The sequence below is a fragment of the Streptomyces sp. NBC_01476 genome (assembly GCF_036227265.1).
GTDB lineage: Bacteria > Actinomycetota > Actinomycetes > Streptomycetales > Streptomycetaceae > Actinacidiphila.
In genome coordinates this window covers 4,321,731-4,345,709 of the sequence record NZ_CP109446.1, presented here as the reverse complement: position 1 = coordinate 4,345,709, position 23,979 = coordinate 4,321,731, and the positions used below count along the sequence as shown (strand labels likewise).

At 72.3% G+C, this 23,979-nt stretch carries 20 protein-coding genes; 11 read left to right on the top strand and 9 right to left on the bottom strand.

What is annotated here, in order from left to right:
* Positions 1-21: 21 nt before the first annotated feature.
* The 7 genes from OG552_RS18995 to OG552_RS18965 form a co-directional block, all read right to left on the bottom strand.
* A complete protein-coding gene (locus tag OG552_RS18995) occupies positions 22-1,170 on the bottom strand; it encodes a baeRF10 domain-containing protein (protein WP_329134457.1) in 1,149 nt (382 codons plus the stop codon).
* A gap of 244 nt (positions 1,171-1,414) precedes the next feature.
* On the bottom strand, positions 1,415-1,561 hold the full coding sequence (locus tag OG552_RS18990) for an MFS transporter small subunit (protein WP_329134455.1): 147 nt from the start codon (positions 1,559-1,561) through the stop codon (positions 1,415-1,417).
* Positions 1,524-2,879, bottom strand: a complete 1,356-nt coding sequence (locus tag OG552_RS18985) for an OFA family MFS transporter (protein WP_329134453.1) — start codon at positions 2,877-2,879, stop codon at positions 1,524-1,526. The genes OG552_RS18990 and OG552_RS18985 overlap by 38 nt, the downstream gene beginning before the upstream one ends.
* 144 nt (positions 2,880-3,023) lie before the next feature.
* Positions 3,024-3,605: an HdeD family acid-resistance protein gene (locus tag OG552_RS18980; RefSeq protein WP_329134451.1), complete on the bottom strand. Its 582-nt coding sequence runs from the start codon at positions 3,603-3,605 to the stop codon at positions 3,024-3,026.
* A 148-nt stretch (positions 3,606-3,753) separates the two neighbouring features.
* Positions 3,754-4,179: an OsmC family peroxiredoxin gene (locus OG552_RS18975; protein WP_329134449.1), complete on the bottom strand. Its 426-nt coding sequence runs from the start codon at positions 4,177-4,179 to the stop codon at positions 3,754-3,756.
* Between the two features lie 202 nt (positions 4,180-4,381).
* Positions 4,382-5,473, bottom strand: coding sequence for an ATP-grasp domain-containing protein (locus tag OG552_RS18970; protein ID WP_329134448.1), 1,092 nt, complete (start codon positions 5,471-5,473; stop codon positions 4,382-4,384).
* 448 nt (positions 5,474-5,921) lie between these two features.
* Positions 5,922-6,902 (bottom strand): GAF domain-containing protein, encoded by a 981-nt coding sequence (locus tag OG552_RS18965; protein ID WP_329134446.1) that lies wholly within the window; start codon positions 6,900-6,902, stop codon positions 5,922-5,924.
* Between the two features lie 909 nt (positions 6,903-7,811).
* Between OG552_RS18965 and OG552_RS18960 the strand changes: the two genes are divergently transcribed.
* The 10 genes from OG552_RS18960 (at position 7,812) to OG552_RS18915 (ending at position 20,246) form a co-directional block, all read left to right on the top strand.
* Positions 7,812-9,767: a beta-ketoacyl synthase N-terminal-like domain-containing protein gene (locus tag OG552_RS18960; protein WP_329134444.1), complete on the top strand. Its 1,956-nt coding sequence runs from the start codon at positions 7,812-7,814 to the stop codon at positions 9,765-9,767.
* A complete protein-coding gene (locus tag OG552_RS18955; RefSeq protein ID WP_329134442.1) occupies positions 9,764-11,296 on the top strand; it encodes an amino acid adenylation domain-containing protein in 1,533 nt (510 codons plus the stop codon). Before OG552_RS18960 ends, OG552_RS18955 begins: the two co-directional genes overlap by 4 nt.
* A gap of 61 nt (positions 11,297-11,357) precedes the next feature.
* Positions 11,358-12,542 (top strand): FAD-dependent oxidoreductase, encoded by a 1,185-nt coding sequence (locus OG552_RS18950; RefSeq protein ID WP_329134440.1) that lies wholly within the window; start codon positions 11,358-11,360, stop codon positions 12,540-12,542.
* Positions 12,543-12,861: 319 nt separating this feature from the next.
* The gene (locus tag OG552_RS18945) at positions 12,862-15,522 is read left to right on the top strand and encodes a sensor histidine kinase (RefSeq protein WP_329134438.1); all 2,661 of its coding nucleotides are present in this window, start codon (positions 12,862-12,864) and stop codon (positions 15,520-15,522) included.
* A 14-nt stretch (positions 15,523-15,536) separates the two neighbouring features.
* Positions 15,537-15,968 (top strand): roadblock/LC7 domain-containing protein, encoded by a 432-nt coding sequence (locus OG552_RS18940; protein WP_329134436.1) that lies wholly within the window; start codon positions 15,537-15,539, stop codon positions 15,966-15,968.
* Positions 15,961-16,335 carry a DUF742 domain-containing protein gene (locus tag OG552_RS18935; RefSeq protein WP_329134434.1) on the top strand — a complete coding sequence of 125 codons (375 nt, stop codon included), beginning with the start codon at positions 15,961-15,963 and terminating at the stop codon, positions 16,333-16,335. The genes OG552_RS18940 and OG552_RS18935 overlap by 8 nt, the downstream gene beginning before the upstream one ends.
* Entirely contained in the window at positions 16,316-16,912 is a 597-nt protein-coding gene (locus OG552_RS18930) for a GTP-binding protein (RefSeq protein ID WP_329134432.1), read from the top strand. The genes OG552_RS18935 and OG552_RS18930 overlap by 20 nt, the downstream gene beginning before the upstream one ends.
* A 134-nt stretch (positions 16,913-17,046) precedes the next feature.
* On the top strand, positions 17,047-18,399 hold the full coding sequence (locus tag OG552_RS18925) for an MFS transporter (protein WP_329134430.1): 1,353 nt from the start codon (positions 17,047-17,049) through the stop codon (positions 18,397-18,399).
* Between the two features lie 121 nt (positions 18,400-18,520).
* A complete protein-coding gene (locus tag OG552_RS18920) occupies positions 18,521-19,540 on the top strand; it encodes an LLM class flavin-dependent oxidoreductase (protein ID WP_329134428.1) in 1,020 nt (339 codons plus the stop codon).
* A gap of 85 nt (positions 19,541-19,625) precedes the next feature.
* The gene (locus OG552_RS18915; protein WP_329134425.1) at positions 19,626-20,246 is read left to right on the top strand and encodes a DUF998 domain-containing protein; all 621 of its coding nucleotides are present in this window, start codon (positions 19,626-19,628) and stop codon (positions 20,244-20,246) included.
* Positions 20,247-20,297: 51 nt separating this feature from the next.
* On the opposite strand, the gene OG552_RS18910 is transcribed toward OG552_RS18915, so the two are convergent.
* Complete coding sequence (locus OG552_RS18910) at positions 20,298-20,873, bottom strand: TetR/AcrR family transcriptional regulator (RefSeq protein ID WP_329134423.1); 576 nt, start codon at positions 20,871-20,873, stop codon at positions 20,298-20,300.
* Positions 20,874-20,985: 112 nt separating this feature from the next.
* Between OG552_RS18910 and OG552_RS18905 the strand changes: the two genes are divergently transcribed.
* On the top strand, positions 20,986-21,855 hold the full coding sequence (locus OG552_RS18905; RefSeq protein ID WP_329134421.1) for an SDR family NAD(P)-dependent oxidoreductase: 870 nt from the start codon (positions 20,986-20,988) through the stop codon (positions 21,853-21,855).
* A 303-nt stretch (positions 21,856-22,158) separates the two neighbouring features.
* On the opposite strand, the gene OG552_RS18900 is transcribed toward OG552_RS18905, so the two are convergent.
* Positions 22,159-23,790, bottom strand: coding sequence for an FAD-dependent monooxygenase (locus OG552_RS18900; RefSeq protein ID WP_329134419.1), 1,632 nt, complete (start codon positions 23,788-23,790; stop codon positions 22,159-22,161).
* Positions 23,791-23,979 lie beyond the last annotated feature (189 nt).

Genomic DNA, 23,979 nt, shown 5'->3' with positions numbered 1-23,979 from the left:
GACGGGTTGGGCGGCTGCTGCCTAACCGGCGTCAGGGGGTGCGGGCAGCGGGAAGCGGAGGGTCGCGGCGGCCACCAGCTCGCGCAGCGGCGTCTCGGCCGCCACGTGCTCGATGCTGCCGCCTTCGTCCGTCACCGCGGCTACGAGTTCCTCGATGACGTCCGGGGTCCGCCGCACGGCTTCCCCGCAGAAGGGGCAGGTCTCCCCCGACAGGGCAAGCCAGCCGTCGCGGTCGCACACCACGCCCGGCGCCACCTCGCCCTCCTGGACCAGCAGGTCCTGCACCGCGGCCACCGAGCCCGCCCACAAGGACGCGGACAGCCCCGTCGCGGCCGGCCGGCCGGCAGCCGCCGCGGCCAGGCACTGGTCGACCAGCTTCCGCTCCTCGTCGCTGTCGTAGGCGGCGACAATCGCCTCGATGTTCTTGCGGACCTCGGCCGCGGTGGCCGTGTCGAGGTCCGCACTGAAGGTGCCGGCGATCCGGTCCCGCAGCCCGCGGGGGAGGAACGCGGTGAACGCCGGCAGCTCGTACGCCTGCCCGCCGAGCGCGAGCAGCTCGAACCCACCGCCGCGGAGGGCCTCGTCGAGCCCGGCCGCGAGTCGCCGGTAGTGCCGCTTGCTCATCTCGTCGGCCTTGTTGCGGACCCGCTCCTCCGCGCGGCCGGCCGCGTAGTTCGGCTTCCGCAGCCGCGGGTCGCGGAATGCCTCGATCTCGCGCAGTTCGTCGACGTAGAACTCCCAGGCGCGGGCGCGGCTCCTGTCGACCAGTACGGCGCAGACGCGGTGGTACTCGTCCAGCACCGCGAACATCGGCGCGGTCCACGGGCTCGTGTCGAGCATCACCCGGTCGGGCACCGGGCGGGGCAGTTCGACCTCCTCGAAGAAGTCCCGGGCGCCGCAGGAGAAGAACGCGACCGTTCCCGGCTTCGGGCGGTCACGCCCGGCCGCCTCGGAGATCCGTGCCATGTCCTCGCGCAGCGACATCCGCACCTCGTGGTCGAGCGAGCCGTCCTCGGCCGTGGGACGGACCCGGCTCAGCAGATCGGCGACGCGGGTGCGGAAATCCAGCCGGCGCCCCTGGTCCACATCAACCTGCGCGTAGACCGACACTACCGGGAACCGGGGCTCCTCGAACCGCCTCAGCCGGTTGATCGTCTCCTGGGTGATCATCTCTGCTCCTCACCGGATCGGCGTCCGCCGCGGCCACCCCGGCGGTAGCCGGAAAGGCACCGTTCGGGGGCACTCCTCCCAGCAAACGCCCCGGAGCGCCGACCGGCAAACGGGGGACGCGGCGCCCGGAAAGACGCGCCACGTCCCCCGCCGGGGAGCCGGAGTCCGGCCTTGACAGCGCCGCCATACGGCAAGAAACTGGTGCATAACGCCCGGGGACGGCGCCCGGTGAGCGCTGCACTCCTCAGTTCGTGAAGAGCTGCTTCGCCTTGAGGACCAACTCGTAGACGCCGTATCCGAACGGGACAGTGACCCAGGCCCACGTGAAGACGATCAGGGCGGTGCGCCGGGGTTCACGCTCCTTGCTGCTGGGTGCCGGCGATACCGACATCAGTGGCCTCCCTCTGCGCGGGTACGTGGTGACGGGCGGCGACCGGCTTGATCAGTTCATTGGCGACCAGGCCGATCAGCAGCAGGACGATCATGATGACGAAGGAGATCCCGTAGACCGAAGGGCCGGTCTTGCCCGCGTCCTTCTGGCTGTCGGCCACCCAGTCGACGATGAGCGGCCCGAGCACACCCGCCACCGACCAGGCGGTCAGCAGCCGGCCGTGGATGGCCCCGATCTGGTACGTGCCGAAGAGATCCTTCAAGTACGCGGGCAGCGTGGCGAATCCGCCGCCGTAGAAGGAGAGGATGCACATCGCGCAGATGACGAAGAGCGGCTTGGACGCGTCGCCCGCCTGCGAGACGAGCACGTACATCACCGTGCCGACCAGCAGATAGAGCCGGTAGATGTTCTTGCGCCCGACGATGTCGGACAGCGAGGACCAGCCGATGCGGCCGGCCATGTTGGCGGCGGAGAGCAGCGCGACGAAACCGGCGGCGGCGGAGACCGAGACGGGCGCCGAGGAGTCGGCGAAGAAGTCGGTGATCATCGGAGCCGCACGCTCCAGGATCCCGATGCCGGCCGTCACGTTCATGCACAGCACGATCCACAGCAGCCAGAACTGCGGTGTCCGCAGGGCCGCGTTGGCGGACACCTGGACGGCGGGGGCGGGTTGCCGGTCCACCGCGCCGGCCGCCGCCGCGCGTGATGCCTGGCCGGGCCGCGGCACCCGGATCAACAGGACGCCCAGCGCCATGAAGACGGCGTACGACAGGCCGTGCACCAGGAAGGCCAGCGCGATCCCCTGGTGGTCGCTGCCGAAGGACTTCAGCATCTGCGCCGACCAGGGCGAGGCGATGAGCGCGCCGCCGCCGAAGCCCATGATGGCGATGCCGGTGGCCACCCCGGGGCGGTCGGGGAACCACTTGACGAGGGTGGAGACCGGCGAGATGTAGCCAATGCCCAGGCCCACGCCGCCGACGCATCCGTAGCCGAAGACGATCAGCCAGAACTGCTGGGTCACAGCGCCGAGGGCGGCGATGAGGAAGCCGGAGGAGAAGCAGCACAGCGCGACGGTCATGGCCCACCGGGGTCCGTGCCGCTCCACCAGCGTGCCGCCGAAGGCGGCCGACAGGCCCAGCATCACGATGGCCAGCTGGAAGGGGACGGCGCTCGCGGTGGCCGACAGGTGCAGGGACGATTCCAGCGGAGGCTTGAAGATGCTCCAGGAGTACGCCTGACCGATGGACAAGTGGATCGACAAGGCGGCGGGGGGTACCAGCCAACGACTCCAGTTGGCCGGTGCGACTGGAGGAGTCATGGTTGACGACTCTACGAACGGGTGGGGCGGTTGGGAACCCTGAGGCAGCAGATCGTCGCCAGACCGGTCGGCCGGCCGCCGGTGAGGGCCGGCGGCCGGCGCCTCGGCCGGTGGCGCCTCGGCCGCCGGCACTCCGGCCACCGGTCAGGAACCGCCGTGCGCCAGCAGGGACTTGAGCCGGAAGGCGTGGACCAGTTCGGCCACGCCGAGGACGATCAGCCACACGCCGGACACCAGCGTGAGGGCGGCCAGCGAGCCGAACGGGGAGACGATCAGCACGATGCCCGCCACGACGGTGATACCGCCGAAGAACACCTGCCAGCCGCGGGCGGGCAGGTCCTCGGTGGAGACCGCCACGGCCACCAGCGTGATCCCGCGCAGCAGCCAGCCGAACCCGATCCACAGGGCCAGCAGCAGCAGTGACTCCGCCGCCCCGCGGAAGCAGATCAGTCCGAGCAGCACGCTCAGCGCTCCGGTGATGAAGTGCATCGTCCGCATGCCGCTGGGGACGTGCGAACCGAACGCGGTGGCGAGTTGGAAGACGCCGCTGACCACCAGGTAGATACCGAAGAGGACGCCGACCACCAGCAGGGTCTCGCCCGGCCAGGACAGGACGAAGATGCCCAGGGCGATGGCGGCGATCCCGGCGACGAGGAGGCCCTGCCAGGCGGACCTGCCGAGCGCGGACAGGACGCTCCTTTGTGCTTGGCCGGTGGGAGAGGTCATGGCACTCCGCCTTTCGCGGACGGACCGGGGAGCTGCGGACACGGCCATCCTTCCCCGCTCGGCGCACCCGCGCACCAGGGCGGCGGCCACGGCCGGCGGGAAGGCTCAGGAGGCAGGCGAGGCGGGCGAGGCAGGCAAGACAGGGGGGTCAGGAGAGTACGGAGGTGAGCGTGATCGTCGTGCCGGTGAGGGCTTTGCTGACCGGGCAGTTGGCCTTCGCGTCCTCGGCGGCGGCCTTGAACGCCGCTTCGTCGGCACCTGCCACCTGGCCCTCCACCGTGAGGTGGATGCCGGTGATACCGGTCCCCGGCTGGAAGGTGACCGCGGCCTTGGTGGTGAGCGCCGTCGGCGGCGTGCCCGCCTTGGTGAGCGTGTTCGCCAGCGCCATCGAGAAGCAGCTGGAGTGGGCGGCGGCGATCAGCTCCTCGGGGCTGGTCCGGCCGCCCGGGTCCTCGGCCCGGGAAGCCCAGGTGACGGGGTAGTGGCCGACCCCTGAGGAGTCGAGCGTGACCTCGCCGAAGCCCTGGAGCAGGTCACCTTCCCACTCGGTGTGAGCGTTGCGCGTGGTGGCCACGGGGGCATCCCTCCTGTGTACGGATGACGTCCCCCCGATCGTCGTCCCCCGCGCGCCGCCCGGCACGCCGCCGGACGCCCCCGGCCGCGGGGACGAAGGCCCGCGCCCGGCCGGACACCTGGGCGGCGGTCGTCTGCCGGCATCCGACCGGGGGTGCGGCTGTCCGGGTGAGAGCGCCGCCCGGCGGGGGCCGGAAGCGGGGTCAGCCGGCTGTCGCGGCGGCCTCGCCGAGGAGCGGGTCGGCGGCGGGAACGGGCGGCCGGTGCGGGGCTGCGCTGCGGCCGCCGTCGAGGCTGGTGAGGGTGCGGACCGGGCGGACCGGGGTCAGGTCGACCTCGGTGGCGGATTCGGTGACCGCGATCCGGCCGCCGAGCCGGGGCTCGGGGAGCGGGCCGGCGTCACCGCGCAGCAGCAGCCGTACGGCCGCCCACGGCAGGTTCACGCCGGTGAACGCGGTCTGGAAGATGCCTGCGGACGCCCTGGGGTTGGCCTCCAGGAGCACCGGCCGGCCGTCGCGGTGGCGGAGCTGGACGTTGGAGAGGTAGGCGAGTGCGAAGTGGCTGACGAGACGGCGGGCGATGGAGGTCGGCTCAGGGTCGTCGAGCAGCACCCGGTAGCGGCCCTGCTTGGACCGCGCGATGGCGGCCAGCGGCGCGCCGCCGGGGGCGGACAGGCAGTCGACGCTCACCTCGGGCCCGTCGAGGTAGGGCATCACCAGGAACTCGGGGATCGCCTCGCCCTCGTCCGCGGCCCGCTTCAGCGCGTCCGTCACCGCGCCCACCGAGGCGAGCGGCGCCGGGGGCGCCAGCAGGTCCCGCAGCCGCAGCGGGCGGTCGTCCAGGATCCGGAAGCCGAACGCGGAGAACTCCCCCGCGGGTTTGAAGCAGACCCGCTCGCCGTCCGCCGAGAGCTCCGCGACCGCTTCCCGGAAGCCGTCCGCGTCGGAGACGACCCGCCACGGAGGTACGGGGACGCCGGCCGCGCGGGCCGCCTCGTAGGTACGGCTCTTGCTGGTCAGGACGTCGATGGCGGCGGGCGGGGAGCACATCAGGCGGGTGCCGGCCTGGGCGAAGGCGTCGGTCAGGCCGGCGAGTGCGGCCAGCCGGCGGGGCGGGATGAGCACGTCGATGCCGTGCCGGCGGCAGAAGTCGAGGGCGAAGGCGCCGTACTCGTCGTCGCTCACATAGCGGGGCTCGACCTCGCGTACCTCGCAGGCCGAGAGGGCCGGGGCGTCCCGGTCCACGTTCGTACCGTAGATGTGGACGTCAGCGGCGTCCGGGTTCTCGCGCAGCATCCGCATCACCTGGGTCGAGGCGACCCCCGCGCTGCTGAGCCATATCCGTAGTGCTATCGCGAAGCTCCTTCGTCATCGGTGCGGACCCGGGGCGGTGCGGAGCCATGCGGACAAAGACCGCTCAGTGCCCTGGAACCGTCCAGGGACGGTCCGAAACCGTCGCGCGGACGAAGGGCACACGGTCATTGCCGATCATGTGTGGAGCGGATCGTAGCCTGAAACGATGACGGTGAGATTTCGCGGCCGTTCGGGGGCGCCGCCGGCCTGACCGGAGGCAGGCGGCGGGGGCTCGGCGACGGCATCGCCCGAGCCCCCGTACCCGTTCTGCGTCCGCGCCGCGGGAAGCGGCGCGCGGTGTGCACTGCGGTGTGCACTGCGGTGCGTACTACGACGTGCACTTCGGTGCGTACTACGGCATGTACTGCGGTGTGTGCTGCGGCGGATGGGATCAGCGGCGATTACCGGACACCGCCCCGGGCAGGCCGCCCACGCCCAGCCGCTCGAAACGCTCCTGGACATTGGCCGCGAATGCCTGCTGTTCGGCACCCGGGTAGCTCTGCGCGGTGCTGTTCATGGCCACCGTCAGCACACCGCTGACGGCCGCGCCGGGAGAGGTGCGCACCGGCGTGCACAGGAAGTTGAAGTCCTGCGGCGTGGGGGAGTCGTACGTGGTGACCGAGGCGCGCCCGAGCATGGCGGGCTGCCCGGTGCGGAAGGCGTCGTCCATCGCGTTGAAGACGCCGATGGACTGCAGGCCCGGGAGCACCTGCCGGCCCGGGCTGAACTGCGGGACCAGGCCGAAGGCGGCACCCTGCTTGCCGTTGGCGTAGCGCAGCAGGTGGTCGGGGCCCTCGGTGAGCATGATCGGGAAGGGGGCGCCGTCGAAGACCGAGAAGAGCTCCTGCTGCTGGGCGAGCAGGCTGTCGCGCAGCTTGAAGTCGGACAGCAGGGTCTCGGTGAGCTCCCGCATGCCCTCCTTGAGCTTGTTGTCCCAGGTGCGGGGCTTCATGTCGGCGACGCACACGGTGCCGAGGATCATGCCCGTGTTGTCCCGCAGCGGGGTGCCCAGGTAGGAGCGCACGCCCATGTCGTTGACCAGCGGGTTGCCGCGGAAGCGCGGGTAGTCGAAGACGTCGTCCAGGGCGAGCTGGGAGCCCTGCGCCACCACATGCGGGCAGAAGCCGTAGTCGCCGGGTGCCTCGCGGGCGACGTTGCTCAGGTCGAAGACGATCCCGGTGCCCTCGCCGCCGGTGACGTTCTCTTCGGGCGAGGAGGACGGGACGTACATCCCGCGGAACATCTGCCGCTCGTCGTTGATGAAGTTGACCATGGCCAGGGGGGACTGGGTGAAACTCGCCGCGAGCCGCGCGATGCGGTCGAAGGTCGCTTCCGCCTCTACCGTGTTGAGGCCGAGAACCTGCAGTCGCAACTTCCGCTGCTCGCCCGCACGTTGGGCTGGATCGGAGGACAAGGGATTCATGAGATCAGATGAAATCAGAATCCTGGCCGCTGCGGCTCGCCCGTCCCGGGATTGCCTGTATCACTTGCCTCACGCCTGCCCCCGAGGTGGGGCACTTGACCACCGAGGGTGCGCGGCCGGTACGGTCTCCGTCACCACGGTGCCGTCGACGGAGCGAGAAGAGTGCCAAACCTGGAATTCTGTCCAAATATTTCCAGGTTTCAACCTTCGGCGATCACTTCCCGCCATTCCTTGAGCGGTAATCGAGCAGAACCGTTTTTGCGTACGACAATCGTGCGGCGGGCCGGTTTTCGACGCTGCCGCGTCCGAACCAGCCCGTCGGCAGGGACGGTGGAGGCGGGAGGGGCACACGTGATGCCGAGGCCGGTACCTGCAGTGTTGTCCGGTGTATCTGTGCATGAAGGGGACGGTGTGGTGGGCACGTACGGTCGAGCTGCGGACATCCCGCCGGGCGGAGCGGTGGGGCCTTTCAGCCAGTCGGCCATGCTCGATTTCACGCCGAGATCCACACCGCCCGCCGCCTCCACGGCCCCTGTCCCGTCCGCAGCGGCCCCCGCGCCTCCGACGATTTCAGCGCCTTCAGCGACTTCAGCGACTTCAGCGACTTTGGATGCCTCGCGTCCCGTGCGAGGTGACCGCCTACCGATCCGGTGAGGAACGGCGACCGCCCAGGGCGCCGTCCCCGGCCGAGCGTTGAGCCCGGACTCGCTGGTGCCACGATGGCGCGCGTGCGGACGGCGGGGGATGTCCGCAGGCGCCGCCCCAGCGAGACCCGTGAGGCCGTTCTCAGTTCCGTGCGGCAAGGTCAACCGCGCCACCACGTGCGCACAGCGGCGAGCATCGAAGGAGTCATATCCCATGATCGGGCCGAACATGGACCATCGGTCGGTAGCAGTGGTCGGCATGGCCTGCCGCCTCCCCGACGCCTCGGACACCGACGAACTCTGGACCCTGCTACGGGACGGCGTGGACGCCACGAGCGAGACGCCGCCCGAACGCTATGACGTGGACATCCTGCACTCCGCCGACCCCGGGCCGGGGCGGATAGCCAGCCGGCGCGCCGGTTATCTCGGTGACATCGCCGGCTTCGACGCCGAATTCTTCGGAATGTCCTCCACCGAGGCGGTCGAACTCGACCCGCAGCAGCGGCTGTTGCTGATGACCGCCTGGGAGGCGCTGGAGGACGCCGGGCAGCGCCCCGACCTGCTGGAGGGGAGCAGGACCGGGGTCTTCGTCGGCAACGGCCGCGCCGACTACCTCGAACTCGCCCTCCGGCAGGGCCTGGAGGGCGCCGGCGCCGCCCAGCTGAACAACTTCCGCTCACTGATACCCGCCCGGCTCTCCCATGTCTTCGACTTCCGCGGCCCGAGCGTCGTGGTGGACACCGCCTGCTCCTCCTCGCTGGTGGCGGTCCACCAGGCGGTGCAGAGCCTGCGGGCCGGCGAGACGCCGCTGGCGCTGGCCGCCGGAGTGAACATCACCCTGCGCCCGGACGAGGGCGTCGTGATGACCCAGGCCGGCAGCATGGCGGCAGACGGGCGCAGCAAGTTCGGCGCCGCGGACGCCGACGGCCACGCGCCGAGCGACGCGGTGGGGGTCGTCGTCCTGAAACGGCTCGCGGACGCGATCGCCGACGGCGACCGGATCCGCGCGGTCATCCAGGGCAGCGCCGTCGGCAACGACGGCCGCAGCAGCGACACCGTCCTCAACCCGTCGCTGGCCGGGCAGCTCTCCGTGCTGCGCTGGGCCTACGAGGACGCCGGCGTGGACCCCGCCGACGTCGACTACGTCGAGGCGCACGGCTCGGGCTCACCCGCCCTCGACCCGCTCGAACTCGCCGCGCTCGGCACGGTGCTGGGCGCCGGCCGGCCGGCGGACCGGCCGCTGCTGGTCGGCTCGGTCAAGACCAACATCGGGCACGCGGAGGCGGCCGGCGGCATGGCCGGGCTGATCAAGGCGGTGCTCTGCCTCGAACACCACCAGGTCCCCGGCAGCCTCCACCTGGGCACCCCCAACCCGCGGGTCGCCTGGGACGAACTCCCCCTGGTGGTACCGGGCAAGCTCCAGGACCTGCCGGAGCTGGACCGGCCGGCCGTCGCCGGGATCTCCGGGCAGGGCTCCTCGGCCCTCAACGCCCATGTGGTGATCCGGCAGGCCGACACCGCCGTACCCGTCCCCGGACCGGCCGCGGAACCGGAGCCGGACGGGACCCGGTACGTACTGGTGCTCTCCGCCCGCAGCCCCGCGGCACTGGAGGCGCTGGCCAGGTCGTACGCCGAGTACCTCGGACCCGGCGGGCAGGGCGCAGGGTACGCGCTGCGCGACATCTGCTTCAGCGCGGCCACCCGCCGCCAGCACCACCAGCACCGGCTGGCCGTCATCGGCACCAGCCACGAGGAGATGGCGGCGGCGCTCACCGGCGGCGCGGGCGTGAGCGGAGTGCCCCTGTCGGGCGTGGCCGACGGCTACCGCAGGGGCGACGACCTGGACTGGGAGACCGTGTTCGGGGAACCCGGCCGCTTCGTGCCGCTGCCCCGCTACCCGTGGCAGACCAAGCGCTACTGGCCGGGTGAGGAGCACGCCGCGGACGGTACGGACCTGGCCGCCTGGATGCTGCGCGAGCACGCGCGGACCGGCTTCGACGACGGCTCGACGCTCGCCGAGATCGGCATCGACTCGCTGGCGAAATTGCGGATACTCGTCGAACTCGCCAAGGAGTCCGGCGAGGAGGTCGATCCGGAGGAGTTCGGCGCGTTGCGCACGGTCGGCGAACTGCGGGCGTGGACGCGGTCGCTGGGGGCCGGAGCCCGATGAGCGACCCGCAGACCGCGTACGACAGGTTCGCCCGCTCGGCGGACCTGTACCCGGACGCCGGCGCCCTGGAGGTGGACAAGGACCGGCTGACCTACCGCGAACTGCGGGACCTGGCCGAGCGGATCACCGCCCGGCTGATCACGGCGGCCGGCGGCGCCCCGCCGCGCCGGGTCGGGCTGCTGGCAAGCCGCTCGGTGACCGCGTACGCCGGCTATCTGGCGATCCTGCGCGCGGGCGCCACCGTCGTGCCGCTCAACCCCGAGCACCCGCCGGCCCGTACGGCCGCCATCGTGGAATCCGCCGGTCTTGAGGTGATCCTGGCCGACGCCGCCGGGGACGGCGCGGGGCTCGGGGTGCCGGTGGTCACCGCAGGTCCCGACGAGGTGGCCGCCCTGGCGAAGGAGCCTGCGCCCGACCTGCCCTACCGGCAGGCAGGCCCGGACGACGTGGCGTACATCATCTTCACGTCCGGCTCGACCGGCTCCCCCAAGGGCGTGCCGATCCTGCACCGCAACATCTCCGCCTACCTCGACCAGGTCGCCCCCCGGTACGGCATCGGGCCGGGCAGCAGGCTCTCGCAGACCTTCGAGCTGACCTTCGACGGCTCGGTGCACGACCTGTTCGTCGCCTGGGCCGGCGGCGGCACGCTGGTGGTGCCGATGCGCGGGCAACTGCTGTCGCCGGTGCGGACGATCAACAATCTGCGGCTCACCCACTGGTTCTCGGTACCGTCGCTGATCTCCTTCGCCTCCCGTCTCGGCACGCTCACCCCCGGCTGCATGCCCACGCTGCGGTGGAGCGTCTTCGGCGGCGAACCGCTGACCCTGGCGGCGGCCCGGGAGTGGCGCGCCGCGGCTCCGGCGAGCCGGCTTGAGGTCCTCTACGGCCCGACCGAACTCACCATCTCCTGCACCGCCTACCGGCTGCCGGACGACCCGGACACCTGGCCCGAGACCCCCAACGGCACCGCGCCGATCGGGAATTGCTACCCCGGCATGGACTTCCTGCTGCTGGACGAGAACGGCCTCCCCGGCGACAGCGGCGAACTGCTCGTCCGCGGCCCGCTGCGCTTCCCCGGCTACCAGGACCCGGGGAACAACGCGGGCCGCTTTCTGACGCCCGATCACCAGCCGTTCGCCGAGGGGCCGGTGACCGACCGGCACTGGTACCGCACCGGCGACCGGGTGGCGATGCGGGACGGCTGTCTTGTCCACCTGGGACGCACCGACCACCAGGTGAAACTGCGCGGCCACCGCATCGAACTCGGCGAGATCGAGGCGGTGCTGCGGCAGCAGCCCGGCGTACGCGAGGCGGTCGTCCTCGCAGTGCCGACCTCCGACGGTGAGCCGGAGCTGGCGGCGGCGGTCAGCGGCACCGGCTGCACCCCGGACCGGCTCTACGCGGTGCTGGGCGACCGGCTGCCCCTTTATATGCTGCCCCGCCGGATCACCGTCCTCGACCAGCTGCCGCTCAACCCCAACGGCAAGATCGACCGCCTGGCGCTGCTCACCGAACTCGGCTCCCGCTGAACCGGACGTCCGAGCGGCATCACCACAACACCCAACCACCCGACGTCTGTTGTGAGGCTTCATGTTCGACGCCATCGTGGTGGGCGCGCGCTGCGCCGGTGCGCCCACCGCCATGCTGCTCGCCCGCGCGGGGTACCGGGTACTCCTGCTCGACAAGGCGCCCTCCGGCACCGACACCCTCTCCACCCACCTCATCCACCAGCCGGGCGTCGCGGCCCTGGCCCGCTGGGGCCTGCTGGAGCAGGTCCGCGCGACGGGATGCCCGCCCCTTGACCGCACCCGTTACGAACTCGCCGACGTCCGGCTCGAAGGCTGCGCGCGGGGCGTGGCGGGACAGCGCGCCGGCCTCGCCCCCCGCCGCCATGTGCTCGACGCGATCCTGGCCGGCGCGGCCGTGGCGGCCGGCGTCGAACTGCGCGACCGCTGCCAGGTGACCGGCCTGCTGCGCGACGACGCGGGACGCGTCACCGGTGTCGAAGGCCGGTGGCAGGGCGGCTCCTTCACCGAACAGGCCCGCCTGGTGATCGGCGCCGACGGCATGCGCTCGACCGTCGCCAGGCTGGCCGAAGCACCGTACACCGTCGCGGACGACCGGCTGACCTGCGCGTACTACACGTACTGGCAGGACGTGCCGGCCGACCTGGAGCTGTACGAGGCACCCGGCAGCTGGACCGCCGCGGTGCCGACCAACGACGGCCTCACCCTCGTCCTCGCCTACTTCCCGCAGGCCCGTTTCGAGGAGGTGCGCACCGACGCCCGCCGCGCCTATCTGGAGCAGGTGCGGACCGCCGCCCCCTCCCTGTACGAACGGCTCGCGGACAAGGAACCCGCCGAGCGGCTGCGCGGCACCGGCGACCAGCAGAACTACTTCCGGCAGGCGACCGGTCCCGGCTGGGTCCTGGTCGGCGACGCGGGCCACCACAAGGACTCGATCACCGCCCGCGGGATCAGTGACGCCTTCGGCCAGGTCGAGGCCCTGGTGGCCCGGCTGACCGGCCGGCTCGACGGCGATCCGGCCCAACTCGACACCGCGCTCAAGGAGTTCGCCACGGAGCGTGACAGCGCGCTGGGTCCCGGCTATGAATCCACCCTCGCGGTCGCCCACCTCGCGCCGCACGAGCAGCGTCTGTCACTGCTGCGTGCCGTCCAGACGGATCCCGAACTCACCTCCATCTACTTCGACATGGTCGCCGGCATCGCCACCGCGGGCGCCCTGTACACACCCAAGCTCCTCGCGCTGCTGTGAAACGCCGGGCCGGCGGGCCGGGAGAACCGCCGGCCCCGGCCCCTTTTCCTGTCCGGACATCTCGTCATCAACTGCCCTTCATCGGGGGGCAGTTACTGTGAGCGAACGCTGACGGTCCGACACGATCCTGATAAGGTCTGCCCGGTATTCGATCACGATGACGGCGCGTCGAGCCGCCGCTCCGGAGGAAAGACCGGCACTTTTCGCACCGTCCCTACCGACACCAGCGCCCCGCTGCCGTACGAGGAATCAGATGCCAGGCACCCGCGACCAGCGGACACGTCATCGATCCGCTCCGCGTAGATCTCTCCGATTCTCGTTGGGCCTGCCCTTCGTCGTTCCCGCGGTCTGCCTCGGCGCACTGTGGGGTTACACAGCGGCCGGCCTCGTCGACACCCACACCCGGCTGCACACCGACGCGCAGCGGGCCTCGTCCGTCGCCCGCCCGGCGCAGGACGTGCTCTCCCGGCTGCAGACCGAACGCCGGCTCACCACGGCCTGGCAGGCGAGCCGCACCCCGGCCGCCCGCAACGCCCTGGCCGACGCCCGCAAGAGGACCGACGCCGCCGTCCAGGAGTACCGCCGCAGCTCTCCGGCCGGGCTGGACTCGGCGACGCTGCGGCGCTCGGCCAAGTCGCTCGACGACGCCCTGGTCTTCCTGCCCGAGCGCCGCAAGTCGATCGACGGGCGCACCCTGTCGACGACGGACGCCTTCCAGTACTTCACCGACACGATCGCGCACGGCACCGGCCTGCTCACCACCTCCGTGCGCAGCGGCGACGGGCGCTTCGCGCGGGGCGGCGCGGCCACGGCGTCACTGGTCCAGATCACCGAGATGCTCTCGCGCGAGGACGCCGTCCTCGCCGGCGCGCTGCCCGGCGGCGGCCTGTCCGCCGCGACCCGGTCCCAGTTCGCCCAGTACCTGGCGGTCCAGCGGGAGTACCGCACCGGCCTGAACGTCGGCGACCTGCCGGGAGGCACCGCCACCACCTACGCGCGGATCACCGACAGCGCGGAGTTCGGCACGGTGAACCGGGTCGAGGAGGCGGTGGCCTCCGGGCAGCGCGTGGACGTCTCCCAGCTCGCCGCGAGCTGGCCGCCGGCCGCCGCCGCGGTCGCGGACGACCTGCAGAGCCTGGACGGCGACTCGCTGGCCGACCTGGCCGGCAGCGCCTCGAACCGCGCCGACGACGCGCTGCTCAAGGCGCTCGCGGGCACCGCGGGGACGTTGGTCGCCCTGATCGGCTGCGCGGTGTTCGGCCTGCGGGCCCGGCGCTCGACCCTGCGCCGGCTCTCCCTGCTGCAGGAGCACACCGAAGAGCTGTCCGGCGTACGGCTGCCCCAGCTGCTGGCCCGGGTGGAGAGCGGCGAGCGGATCGACCCGGCCGAACTCGCCCCGCTCGGCCGGCAGCCGGGCGACGAGGTGGAACGGCTCGCGGCGGCCATCGACCAGCTCGGCCGGGTCGCCGCCGAGACCGCGGTGCGCCAGTCCCGCGGCCGGGAGGGCACCGAGAAGGTCATCGGCCAGCTCATCCGCCGCACCCAGATCCTGATCCACCGCCTGATATCGCTGCTGGACGACCTCGAGCGCAAGCACGAGGACTCGGACCTGCTCAAGGACATCTTCCGGATCGACCACCTCGCCACGCGCGTGCGGCGGCACTCCGAGAGCCTGGTGATCCTCAGCGGTTCGCCGCCCAGCCGCCGGATCAGCGCTCCCGTCTCGATCATCGACGTGATGCGCAGCGCGGTCGCGGAGACCGAGCTCTACACCCGCGTCAAGGTGAAGAACCTGCCCGCGGACCGGCATCTCGCGCTGGCCGGGCGGGCGGTGGCGGACGTCACCCACCTCCTCGCGGAGCTCATCGAGAACGGCACCAGCTTCTCGCCGCCGGACACCCAGGTGTTCGTCAGCGCGACGAAGGTGGGCAAGGGCCTGGTCGTGCACGTCGAGGACCACGGCCTCGGCATGCCGCAGGACATGCTCGACCACGCGAACCACCTGCTCGCCAACCCGCCGAAGCTGGACATGGCGGCGCTGAGCGAGGACCCGCGGCTCGGCCACTTCGTGGTCTCCCGGCTGGCCGAGCGGCACAAGATCAAGGTGGAGCTGCGCGAGTCCGTCTACGGCGGGACGCTCGTCGTCGTCCTGCTGCCGTCGGCGCTGCTCGAAGAGGTCGACTCGCCGGTGCTCGACCAGCTCAGGTCGGCGGCCTCGGCAGCCGGCGTGACCCCGCTGGACGGCCCCCGGCCGACGGTCGCGGCCGGCAGCGCGGCAGGTCAGGTGAGCCAGGGCGGCAGCTCGGCCGGACTGGCCGGCAGCCTCGTCGGCGGCAGTGTCGGCGGCGGTGTCGGTGGCAGCGTCGGCGGGGGCAGTGTCGGCGGCGGCATGGCCGGCGGCCCGGCGATCCCGGCGGCCGGCGAGGTGTACTCCCCCGTGCACGCCCGCCTCCCGGACCACAGCGGTTTTCCCGAGTACGGAGGTGCAGGTCTCTTGCCCGCCGCGTCGGACCATCCCACCCCCGCGGCCAACGGACCGGCCGAGTGGGCGGCATCCCCCCAGCAACACCCCGCATCCCATGCGCCACGGGAAACCCAGGCGCCCCCGGGATACGCCGGCCCCGAGGCGGCGCGAAGCGGGTATCCGGCACCGGGTGCCGGGCGTCCAGGACCGCAGTCGGCACCACCCCCGCCGGCGCCCGGGGACGCTCAGCACACCCATCGCCCACTGACCACCCCTCAGGTCCTGCCGCACCGGACCCGGGGCGCGAGCCTCGCACAGCAGCTGCGCAGGGAGGCGGAATACACGCAGGGCGGGCCGGACGGAGACCAGGGAGTCATCTCCCCCGACGCGTCCGCCCGCGCGATGATCGCCATTCAGGAGGGGCTGAAGCGGGCCCGGATGTCCGAAGCCGACGAGCCAGGCAGAAGAGACGGCCGGCCGTCGGATTCAAGGAGCTCGGGTGCCAACCAACCGTGAGGGAATGTTACGCAATGACTGAGCAGGTACAACCCGGTCCTCAGCTGGACTGGCTCCTCGACGGGCTGGTGGACCGGATTCCGGAGATCCGCTGTGCCATCGTGCTGTCCGGGGACGGCCTCCTCATCGGCAAGTCGAAGGACCTGCGTCGGGACGACGCCGAGCACCTGTCCGCGGTCGGTTCCGGCATGCACAGCCTGGCCCGTGGCGCGGCACGCCACTTCCACGGCGGAGAGGTCCAGCAGACGGTCGTCCAGATGGAGAGCGCCTTCCTCTTCGTCACGGCGGCGGGCCGGGGTGCCCGGCTGGCCGCCATCGCCACCGAAGGGGTCGACGTGGGGATGATGGCTTTCGAGATGGGCACGATCGTCAAGCAGGTCGGCCAGTACCTGAGTGCCGCACCTCGCGTGCAGACCCCGTCCGGTAGTCACATTCAGGATGCCTGAGCCCCGGTGGCTCGACGGTGCGGAGACAGGGCGGCACTTGCGGCCGTACGCCATCACGGGCGGGCGTACGCGTCACAGCCGCCACAACTTCACACTGATCACGCTGATTGCCGCGCGGTCCGCGCACGGGTTCGACCATGACCATCTGGAGCCGGAATCGACCCAGATACTCGAACTCTGCCGGAACCGCGCGGTGGCGATCGCCGAACTCGCCGCACATCTGGACCTGCCGGTGAGCGTGGTGAAGATCCTCTGCGGGGATCTGCTCAACGCCTCGCTCATCCTGGTCCAGGCACCGCCCGGACAGGAGGACCAGCCGAGCGTGGAACTCATCGAAAGGGTGATGCATGGTATCCGTCGACTCTGAGCCGGTCATGCCGACCGCGCTGAAGATCCTGATCGCGGGCGGCTTCGGCGTGGGGAAGACCACCATGGTCGGCTCGGTCAGCGAGGTGCCCCCGCTGCAGACCGAGGAGCGCATGACCTCGGCGAGCCTCGGCGTCGACGACCTGTCCGGTGTCGAGGGCAAGGCGTCGACCACGGTCGCCATGGACTTCGGGCGGATCACCATCGCGCCGGAGCTGGTGCTGTACCTGTTCGGTACGCCCGGCCAGGACCGGTTCTGGTTCATGTGGGACGACCTGGCCACCGGCGCGCTCGCCGCGGTGGTCCTCGCGGACACCCGCCGGCTGGACGCGTCGTTCGCCTCGATCGACTTCTTCGAGGCCCGGAAGATCCCGTTCGCCGTAGGGGTCAACTGCTTCGACGGGCAACTGGACTGTACGAGCCAGGAGGTGCGGGCGGCGCTGGACCTCGATCCGACCACACCGGTCATCCTCTGCGACGTCCGCGACCGCAACTCCAGCAAGACGGTGCTGCTCGCGGTGCTTGAGGAGGCCCGCGCGCAGGCGGCGGCCCGGCTGACGGCCACCATCACCCGCTGACCGGCGAGGTCCGGTGCCCGGGGGGCGGCCGGGGCCCGCAGGGGGTTGTTGTTGAATGAACCACGGGCTGCGGCGGACCCGAGGCGGCGGCTCCCTGATCCGGAGGCCGTCGGCACGAAGGTTGGCATCAGCAGGTGAACTCGCATCCCGCGTCGCGTCCGGCGTCCCCTCCCGGGTCCGGCCCGGTCTCCCTGAAGAGCCTGATCCCGGCGGTGTTCCTGCCGGTGCTGATCTTCGAGACCGGCATGGGCGCGCTCGCCCCGGTCCTGGCGCTCAGCGGCCGGGCGCTCGGCGCGGGCGTCGGCGCCGCCGGGCTGATCCTCGCACTGCTGGGGGTCGGGCAGATCCTGGGGGACGTGCCGGCCGGGGCACTGGCCGCCCGGCTCGGTGACCGCAAGGCGATGCTGGTGGCCTCGGGCGTCACCGCGGTGACGCTCACCGCCTGCGCACTGGCCAGGAACATCTGGGAACTGGCGCTCGCGGTCACCCTCACCGGGGCGTCCAACGCGGTCTTCATCCTGGCCCGGCAGTCGTATCTGACCGAGGTCGTACCGCCGGGGCTGCGGGCGCGGGCCCTGTCGACGCTCGGCGGGATGTCCCGGGTGGGCGCCTTCGTCGGACCGTTCCTGGGCGCCGCCGTCCTGACCGGGCGGCCGGTGCGCGACATCTACTGGCTCGCGCTGCTGACCACCGCGGTGACCGCCGTGGTCCTGCTCACCGTCCCCGATGTCGCCGACCCGGCCGCGGCCACCGAGCGCAAGCCCGTACCGGTGCGCTCGGTGCTGCGCGAGAACCGCAAGGTCTTCCTCACCCTGGGCCTCGCCGTGCTGCTGGTCGGCTCGGTCCGGGCCACCCGGCAGACGGTACTGCCGCTGTGGGCCGAACACCTGGGCCAGAGCCCCTCCTCCACCAGCGTGGTCTTCGGCATCGCCGGGCTGATCGACACCCTGACCTTCTATCCGTCGGGCCGGATCATGGACCGGGCCGGCCGGCTGTGGATCGCGGTGCCCTCCATGCTGGTGCTCGGCGGCGCCCAGGCCGCGCTGCCGCTGACCCACAGCCTGGCCTCGCTGACCGTGGTGGCGATGCTGATCGGCTTCGGCAACGGGATCGGCAGCGGCATCCTGATGACCCTCGGCGCGGATGTCGCCCCGCCGCAGACCCGCTCGCAGTTCCTCGGGGTGTGGCGCCTGTGCGCGGACTCCGGCAGCGCCGGCGGCCCGCTGGTCGTATCGGCCGCGGCGACGCTCGGCAGTCTGGCGGCCGGCATCGCGATCATGGGCGCGGTGGGCATCGCGGCGGCCGGTGCGCTGCTGCGCTGGGTGCCGCGCTACTCCCCCTTCGCCACCACCGGGACGAGGCGGGCGAGCACCCGGGTCATCGGCGCCCGCGCCCACCCGGCGGCCCCCTCGGACGCGGGGCCCGTCCCGGCCCACGACGACCCGCCCGACGGCACCGTCCGCGGCAGCGGCGCGCCCCGCGTCTGAGGCGCCCCGGGGTCCGGGGCGGTCGGACCGGCCCGGGGGAGACCTGCGATCATCGGAGCGGTTGGTATCCGGCAGAGGACGCAGAGGACGCAGAGGATGCCCTGGACGATGGAGGAGCCAAGTGCCGCTGACCTCGGAACCGCTGCGGAAGCTCGGGTTCTTGACCATCGGGCTGTTCGACGAGGCCGATCCCCGGCGGGGACACGAATCCACCCTGGAGATCATCGAGCTGGGTGAACGCCTCGGCTTCGACAGCGCGTGGGTGCGCCACCGGCATCTGCAGTACGGCATCTCCTCGCCCGTCGCCGTACTGGCCGCGGCCACCCAGCGCACCAGCCGGATCGAACTGGGCACCGCGGTCATCCCGCTGGGCTGGGAGAACCCGCTGCGGCTGGCCGAGGACCTGGCGACCGTCGACCTGCTCTCCGGCGGCCGGCTGAACCCGGGGATCAGCGTCGGCCCGCCGATGCACTACGACCGGGTCAAGGACGCGCTCTACCCGGACACCGCCTCCATCGAGGACTTCAGCTACGAGCGGGTCCGGCGACTGCTGGGCTTCGTCCGCGGCGAGCCCGCCACCGACGACGCCGGGACCGAGGGCTTCGAGGTCTTCTCCGACCGCGTCCAGCCGTACTCCGCCGGGCTGGGGAGCCGGATGTGGTACGGCGGCGCGAGCCTGCGGTCGGCCCAGTGGGCCGGCGAGCACGGGATGAACTTCCTGACCAGCAGCGTCGTCAAGGCCGAGGAGTCCGAGGACTTCGCCGCGATCCAGCTCTCGCACATCCGCACCTTCCGCGCCCACCACCCGGACGGTGACCGGGCCCGCGTCTCGCAGGGGCTCGTCGTCATCCCCACCGACTCCGCCACACCGGCGCAGCGCGCCAAGTACGAGGAGTACGCGCGGCAGCGGACCCCGCGGACCGCCTCCCCGCAGGGCCCGGCGCGGATGCTGTTCGCGCCCGACCTCGTCGGGACCTCCGCGGAGATCGCCGAGCGGCTCCACGCGCACCCCGCGTTCCAGGAGATCCACGAGGTGGCGTTCGCGCTGCCCTTCACCTTCGACCACGACGACTACGTGCAGATCCTCACCGACATCGCCACCGGCCTCGGCCCGGCACTGGGCTGGCACCCCGCCGGGTGACGCTCCGCGCACCGGACCACTTCACGTAGCGCCTGCCCTGCGTGTGCGGAAGCGTAGGAGGAGATGGTCGTTTTACGGTGGTTTAATGCGACTTGTCACCTGGTGGGCTTTGGTCTCGTCGGGGTGTGCACCCGTCGTACTGATCGTCGGATGGACCACCGCGGCGCTGCTCGAAGAGCCCGGCTACAGCCCGGTCCGGCAGACCATCAGCGTCCTGGCCGCCGGTCCCCCGTCCGGCCACTGGGTGCTGACCGGGACGCTGATCATCGTGGGCACCTGCTATCTGGCGACCGCCTGGGGGCTGCGGGCGGCCTCCCCGGCCGGGCGGCTGAGCCTGGCCGGCGGCGGGGTGGCGGCGATCTTGCTGACCGTCTTCCCCGCGCCGCGCAGCGGCGGTTCGCTGCCGCACGGGTGGGTGGTCGGGGTGGGGTTCACCATGCTGGCGATCTGGCCGGTGCTGGCCGTCCGGCGCAGCCGCCGGGCGCCGTGGGGGCTGCGGCTTGCGCCGTCCATCGCGGCGAGCGCGGCGATGTGGGTGGGCGCGCTGTGGTTCCTCATCGAACTGGAACTGGACGGCGCGGTCGGCACCGCCGAGCGCGTGGTGACGTCGGCGCAGGCGTTCTGGCCGACCGTGGTGGTCGCCTCCTGCGTGTGGCACTCCGCGCGCAGCAGATACCGCAGGACCTCGGCGAGCCGGGCGTCGTAGCGGACCGCGCCGCCGCGGTGCGGCCACGGCCGCGGGGCAGCGGCCGGGACGTCAGCCGAGCAGGGCGGCGACCGCTTCGGTGACGACCTGCCGGCGGCGGCCGGTGGTGTCGTCGCCGAGGCGGGCGTCGAGGCGGGCGTCGAACTCCGGGGTGTTGGAGCTCCAGAAGCCGGACAGGTGCAGGACCAGGCCGAGGAGTTCGGCGGCGGTGAAGCGGGTGGGCAGCAGGCCGTCGCGCTGGGCGGCGGCCACCGCCTCGATCTTGGCCGCGTTGCTCTCGACCACCACCGGCAGCAGGGTGCCGGTACCGGCGCGTTCCAGGCGGTACCAGGTGGCGAGGCGCTGCATCCAGGGGCGGGCCTCGAAGGAGTCGAAGAGCCGGCCCGCGTAGCCGGGGAGGTCGGTGGGGTCGATCGGGACGGCGTTCACCGTCTCCCGGCACATGGCGTCGAAGACCGCGTCGAAGAGGCCGTCCTTGCTGCCGAAGTAGTGGTAGATCTGCGCCTTGTTGCTCTGGGCCGCCGCGGCGATCCGGTCCACCCTGGCGCCGGCGATGCCGTAGGCGGCGAACTCCTCCGTCGCGGCCCGCAGCAGGCGGCGGCGGGTCGCCTCCGCGTCCCTGGTCATGCGGCCACCCTATCAACCAAACGGATAGTTGACAGACCTCGGGCCGAGGTGTCAGATGGAAGAGGAACTAATCAACCGGTTAGTAGATAACTTTTCCGATCGGAGCCTCCCCATGTCTTCCGTCTTCCTCGTCAGCGGGGCCTCCCGCGGTCTGGGCCGCGAGATCGTCCGCGCCGCCGCGCGGGCCGGTCACCAGGTGGTGGCCGGGGCGCGCTCGCCGGAGTCGCTCGACGACCTCGTCGCGGAGTACGGCGACCGGATCGCGGTCGTCCCGCTGGACGTCACCGACCAGGAGCAGGTCACGGCGGCGGTCCGTACCGCGGTGGACCGCTTCGGCCGGCTCGACGTGCTGGTCAACAACGCCGGGTACGCGAATGTCTCCTCGGTGGAGGACGCCGGCTTCGACGACTTCCGGGCGCAGGTGGACACCAATCTCTTCGGCGTCGTCCGGCTCACCCAGGCCGCCCTCCCCGTGCTGCGCGAGCAGGGGTCGGGGCACATCATCCAGGTCTCCTCGGTCGGCGGCCGGCTGGCGACCCCCGGGCTGTCGGCGTACCAGTCCGCGAAGTGGGCGGTCGGCGGCTTCTCCTCGGTCCTCGCCGCGGAGGTCGGCCCGCTCGGCATCAAGGTCACGGTGCTCGAACCGGGCGGCATGGCGACCGACTGGGCCGGGTCCTCGATGCGGGTCGACCCGGTACGGCCGGAGTACGCGGCCACCGTCGGTGTGATGGCCGCGCTGCACGACGGCGAGTCGACGGCCGCCAGCGACCCGGCGAAAGTAGCCCGGCTGGTGCTCGACGTGGTGGCGCTCGACGAGCCCCCGCTGCGGCTGCTGGTCGGCGTCGACGCCTACGCGTACGCCACCGCGGCCGGCCGCGCGCTGCTCGCCGAGGACGAGCGCTGGCGCTCGCTGAGCGAATCCACCACGTCCGACGACGCCACCCCCGCCCACCTCGACCCCCTCGGCCACAGCACCCACTGACCAACCGGCCCGGCGGACGGCAGGGGCGCGCTCCCTGCTCAGACGCGGACGGCGACCGACGACCGGAAGCGCGCGCACGCGCCAGTCGCCGGCGGTGACCGGGGCCAGGACACGCGCGCGGCGCACGCGGTGAGCCGTGACAAGAAGCGTGCGCACGCGCCAGTCGCCGGCGGTGACCGACGACCGGGAGGGCACGTCCCGGTCAGGCGCGACCGGAAGCGCGTGCACGCGCCAGGCGCCGGCGGTGGCCAACGAGCGGAAGCGCGCGTCCCGGTCAGGCGCGGCAAGAGGCGCGCGTACGTGTCAGGCGCGGGCGGTGATCGGGGGCAGGCAGGTGCGGATGCGGGCGGCGGCTTGGGGGGTGGCGTCGAGGGCGAGGGCGAGGTAGCCGTCCGGGCGGACCAGCAGGAGGACGTCCGCGTCCGGGGTGTCCGCGAGGCCGTAGTCGCGGCGGGCATGGCCTTCCGCGTCGGTGAACGGGATGACCCCGCCGGGCGCCGTCTCGCCCGCGGCCTGGACCGCCACCGTACGGAGTCCGTCGTGCCCGGCCAGTGACGCCGCCACCCCGGCCGCCCGCGGGCCGAACGCCAGCAGCGTGGCGTGCGGGCCGCGGAAGAGGTCGAAGAGGCGGACCGTCTCCCCCCGCTCGCCCTTGCCCGGGGCGTCGGGGGCGCGGTCGCCGGCCCGCACCGCCCCGGGCTCCGCCCGTTCCTCGCGGCTCAGGCTGCTGGCGCGGTAACCGAGGCCGAGCTGGTGGAGCGCCGGATCGTCACGGCGGTGGGCGTCCGCCGCACCCGCCACCCCCTTGTCGTGCAGCTTCGTACTGATCCCCAGCACCGCCGCGGCGACCGGCAGCCGCTCCTCCTCGTAGGTGTCCAGCAGCCCGGCGGGCGCGCCCGCGACGACGGCGGCGAGCTTCCAGCCGAGGTTGTACGCGTCCTGGACGCTGGTGTTGAGGCCCTGGCCGCCGGCCGGCGAGTGCACATGGGCCGCGTCACCGACGAGGAAGACCCGTCCGGCGCGGAAGTGCTCCGCCATCCGGATGTTGGCGCGGAACAGGGAGTGCCAGAGCACCTCGGTCAGCCGGATCCGGCCCGGGCCCGCCGCCGCGTCCAGCATCCGCTGGAGACTCCCGGGCGTCGCCTCCGGCACGGGCGCGCCGGCCGGCAGCGGCTGCGTCAGCTGGAAGGTGTCGGTACCGGCCAGCGGGCAGAGCCCGAGCGGGAAGGCGGACCCGCCGCCCCCCTCGCTGTCCGAGCCGCCAGAGCTGTCGCGGTCGTCCGTGCCCTCCGGCCAGACGTGCCAGAACTCCCGGTCCACCCCCTCGGCCCGGACGTCGGCGATGAGCATCCGCTGCTCCTCGCGGGTCTGCCCGGCGAAGCCGATGCCCAGCGCCCGGCGGACCGCGCTGTGGCCGCCGTCCGCGCCCACCAGGTAGCCGGCCCGGATCCGCTCGTCGCGGCCCTGCCGCCGGACCACCGCGCTCACCCCGTCCTCGTCCTGGGTGAAGGAGAGGAGTTCGGTGCCGAGTTCCACCGGGGCGCCGCCCAGCTCGGCGAGGCGTTCACGCAGCAGCGCGCCGGTACGCCACTGGGGCAGCATCCAGGCGTTGGGGTACGGGACGCCGGGGGTGGGCTCGCGGATCTCGTCCATGCGGCCCTCCCAGACCACCTCCTCACCGCGGTAGGCGCGCATCGCCGGGTACGGGCCGCCCTGCTCGCGTATCCGTTCCGCCAGGCCGAGGTCGTCGAAGACCTCCTGGGTGCGGGGCTGCAGACCCTTGCCGCGGGCACCGGCGAAGTACCGCTCGTCCCGGTCGATCAGCCGGTACGCGATGCCCCGCCTGGCCAGCTCGCAGGCGAGGACGAGGCCGGCCGGCCCGGCGCCCGCGATCAGTACGGCGGGGCGGTCCTGGGTGGTCGGTGCTGCGTCCATGAGGTCCTCCATAGGTAGCGAATCGACGTTCAGTGAATCATAATTCACTGAATACGGATTCAAGCTACCCCCTGCTAACGTCCCGGGCAAGGCCGGCCGCCAGACTCCGGCCGCGATCCGGGAGGAGATCCGGGGGGCAGATCCGGGCAGATCCGGGGAGATCCGGGGAGATCCGGGGAGGCCCGGAGA

Excerpts from the sequence above, each read along its gene's own strand:
- OG552_RS18905 (WP_329134421.1), top strand. The coding sequence starts at position 20,986 with ATGTCTTCCGTCTTCCTCGTCAGCGGGGCCTCCCGCGGTCTGGGCCGC.
- OG552_RS18980 (WP_329134451.1), bottom strand. The coding sequence starts at position 3,605 with ATGACCTCTCCCACCGGCCAAGCACAAAGGAGCGTCCTGTCCGCGCTC.
- OG552_RS18915 (WP_329134425.1), top strand. The coding sequence starts at position 19,626 with ATGCGACTTGTCACCTGGTGGGCTTTGGTCTCGTCGGGGTGTGCACCC.
- OG552_RS18995 (WP_329134457.1), bottom strand. The coding sequence starts at position 1,170 with ATGATCACCCAGGAGACGATCAACCGGCTGAGGCGGTTCGAGGAGCCC.
- OG552_RS18900 (WP_329134419.1), bottom strand. The coding sequence starts at position 23,790 with ATGGACGCAGCACCGACCACCCAGGACCGCCCCGCCGTACTGATCGCG.
- OG552_RS18910 (WP_329134423.1), bottom strand. The coding sequence starts at position 20,873 with ATGACCAGGGACGCGGAGGCGACCCGCCGCCGCCTGCTGCGGGCCGCG.
- OG552_RS18960 (WP_329134444.1), top strand. The coding sequence starts at position 7,812 with ATGATCGGGCCGAACATGGACCATCGGTCGGTAGCAGTGGTCGGCATG.
- OG552_RS18990 (WP_329134455.1), bottom strand. The coding sequence starts at position 1,561 with ATGTCGGTATCGCCGGCACCCAGCAGCAAGGAGCGTGAACCCCGGCGC.
- OG552_RS18930 (WP_329134432.1), top strand. The coding sequence starts at position 16,316 with ATGGTATCCGTCGACTCTGAGCCGGTCATGCCGACCGCGCTGAAGATC.
- OG552_RS18935 (WP_329134434.1), top strand. The coding sequence starts at position 15,961 with ATGCCTGAGCCCCGGTGGCTCGACGGTGCGGAGACAGGGCGGCACTTG.
- OG552_RS18970 (WP_329134448.1), bottom strand. The coding sequence starts at position 5,473 with ATGCTGCGCGAGAACCCGGACGCCGCTGACGTCCACATCTACGGTACG.
- OG552_RS18940 (WP_329134436.1), top strand. The coding sequence starts at position 15,537 with ATGACTGAGCAGGTACAACCCGGTCCTCAGCTGGACTGGCTCCTCGAC.
- OG552_RS18985 (WP_329134453.1), bottom strand. The coding sequence starts at position 2,879 with ATGACTCCTCCAGTCGCACCGGCCAACTGGAGTCGTTGGCTGGTACCC.
- OG552_RS18955 (WP_329134442.1), top strand. The coding sequence starts at position 9,764 with ATGAGCGACCCGCAGACCGCGTACGACAGGTTCGCCCGCTCGGCGGAC.
- OG552_RS18950 (WP_329134440.1), top strand. The coding sequence starts at position 11,358 with ATGTTCGACGCCATCGTGGTGGGCGCGCGCTGCGCCGGTGCGCCCACC.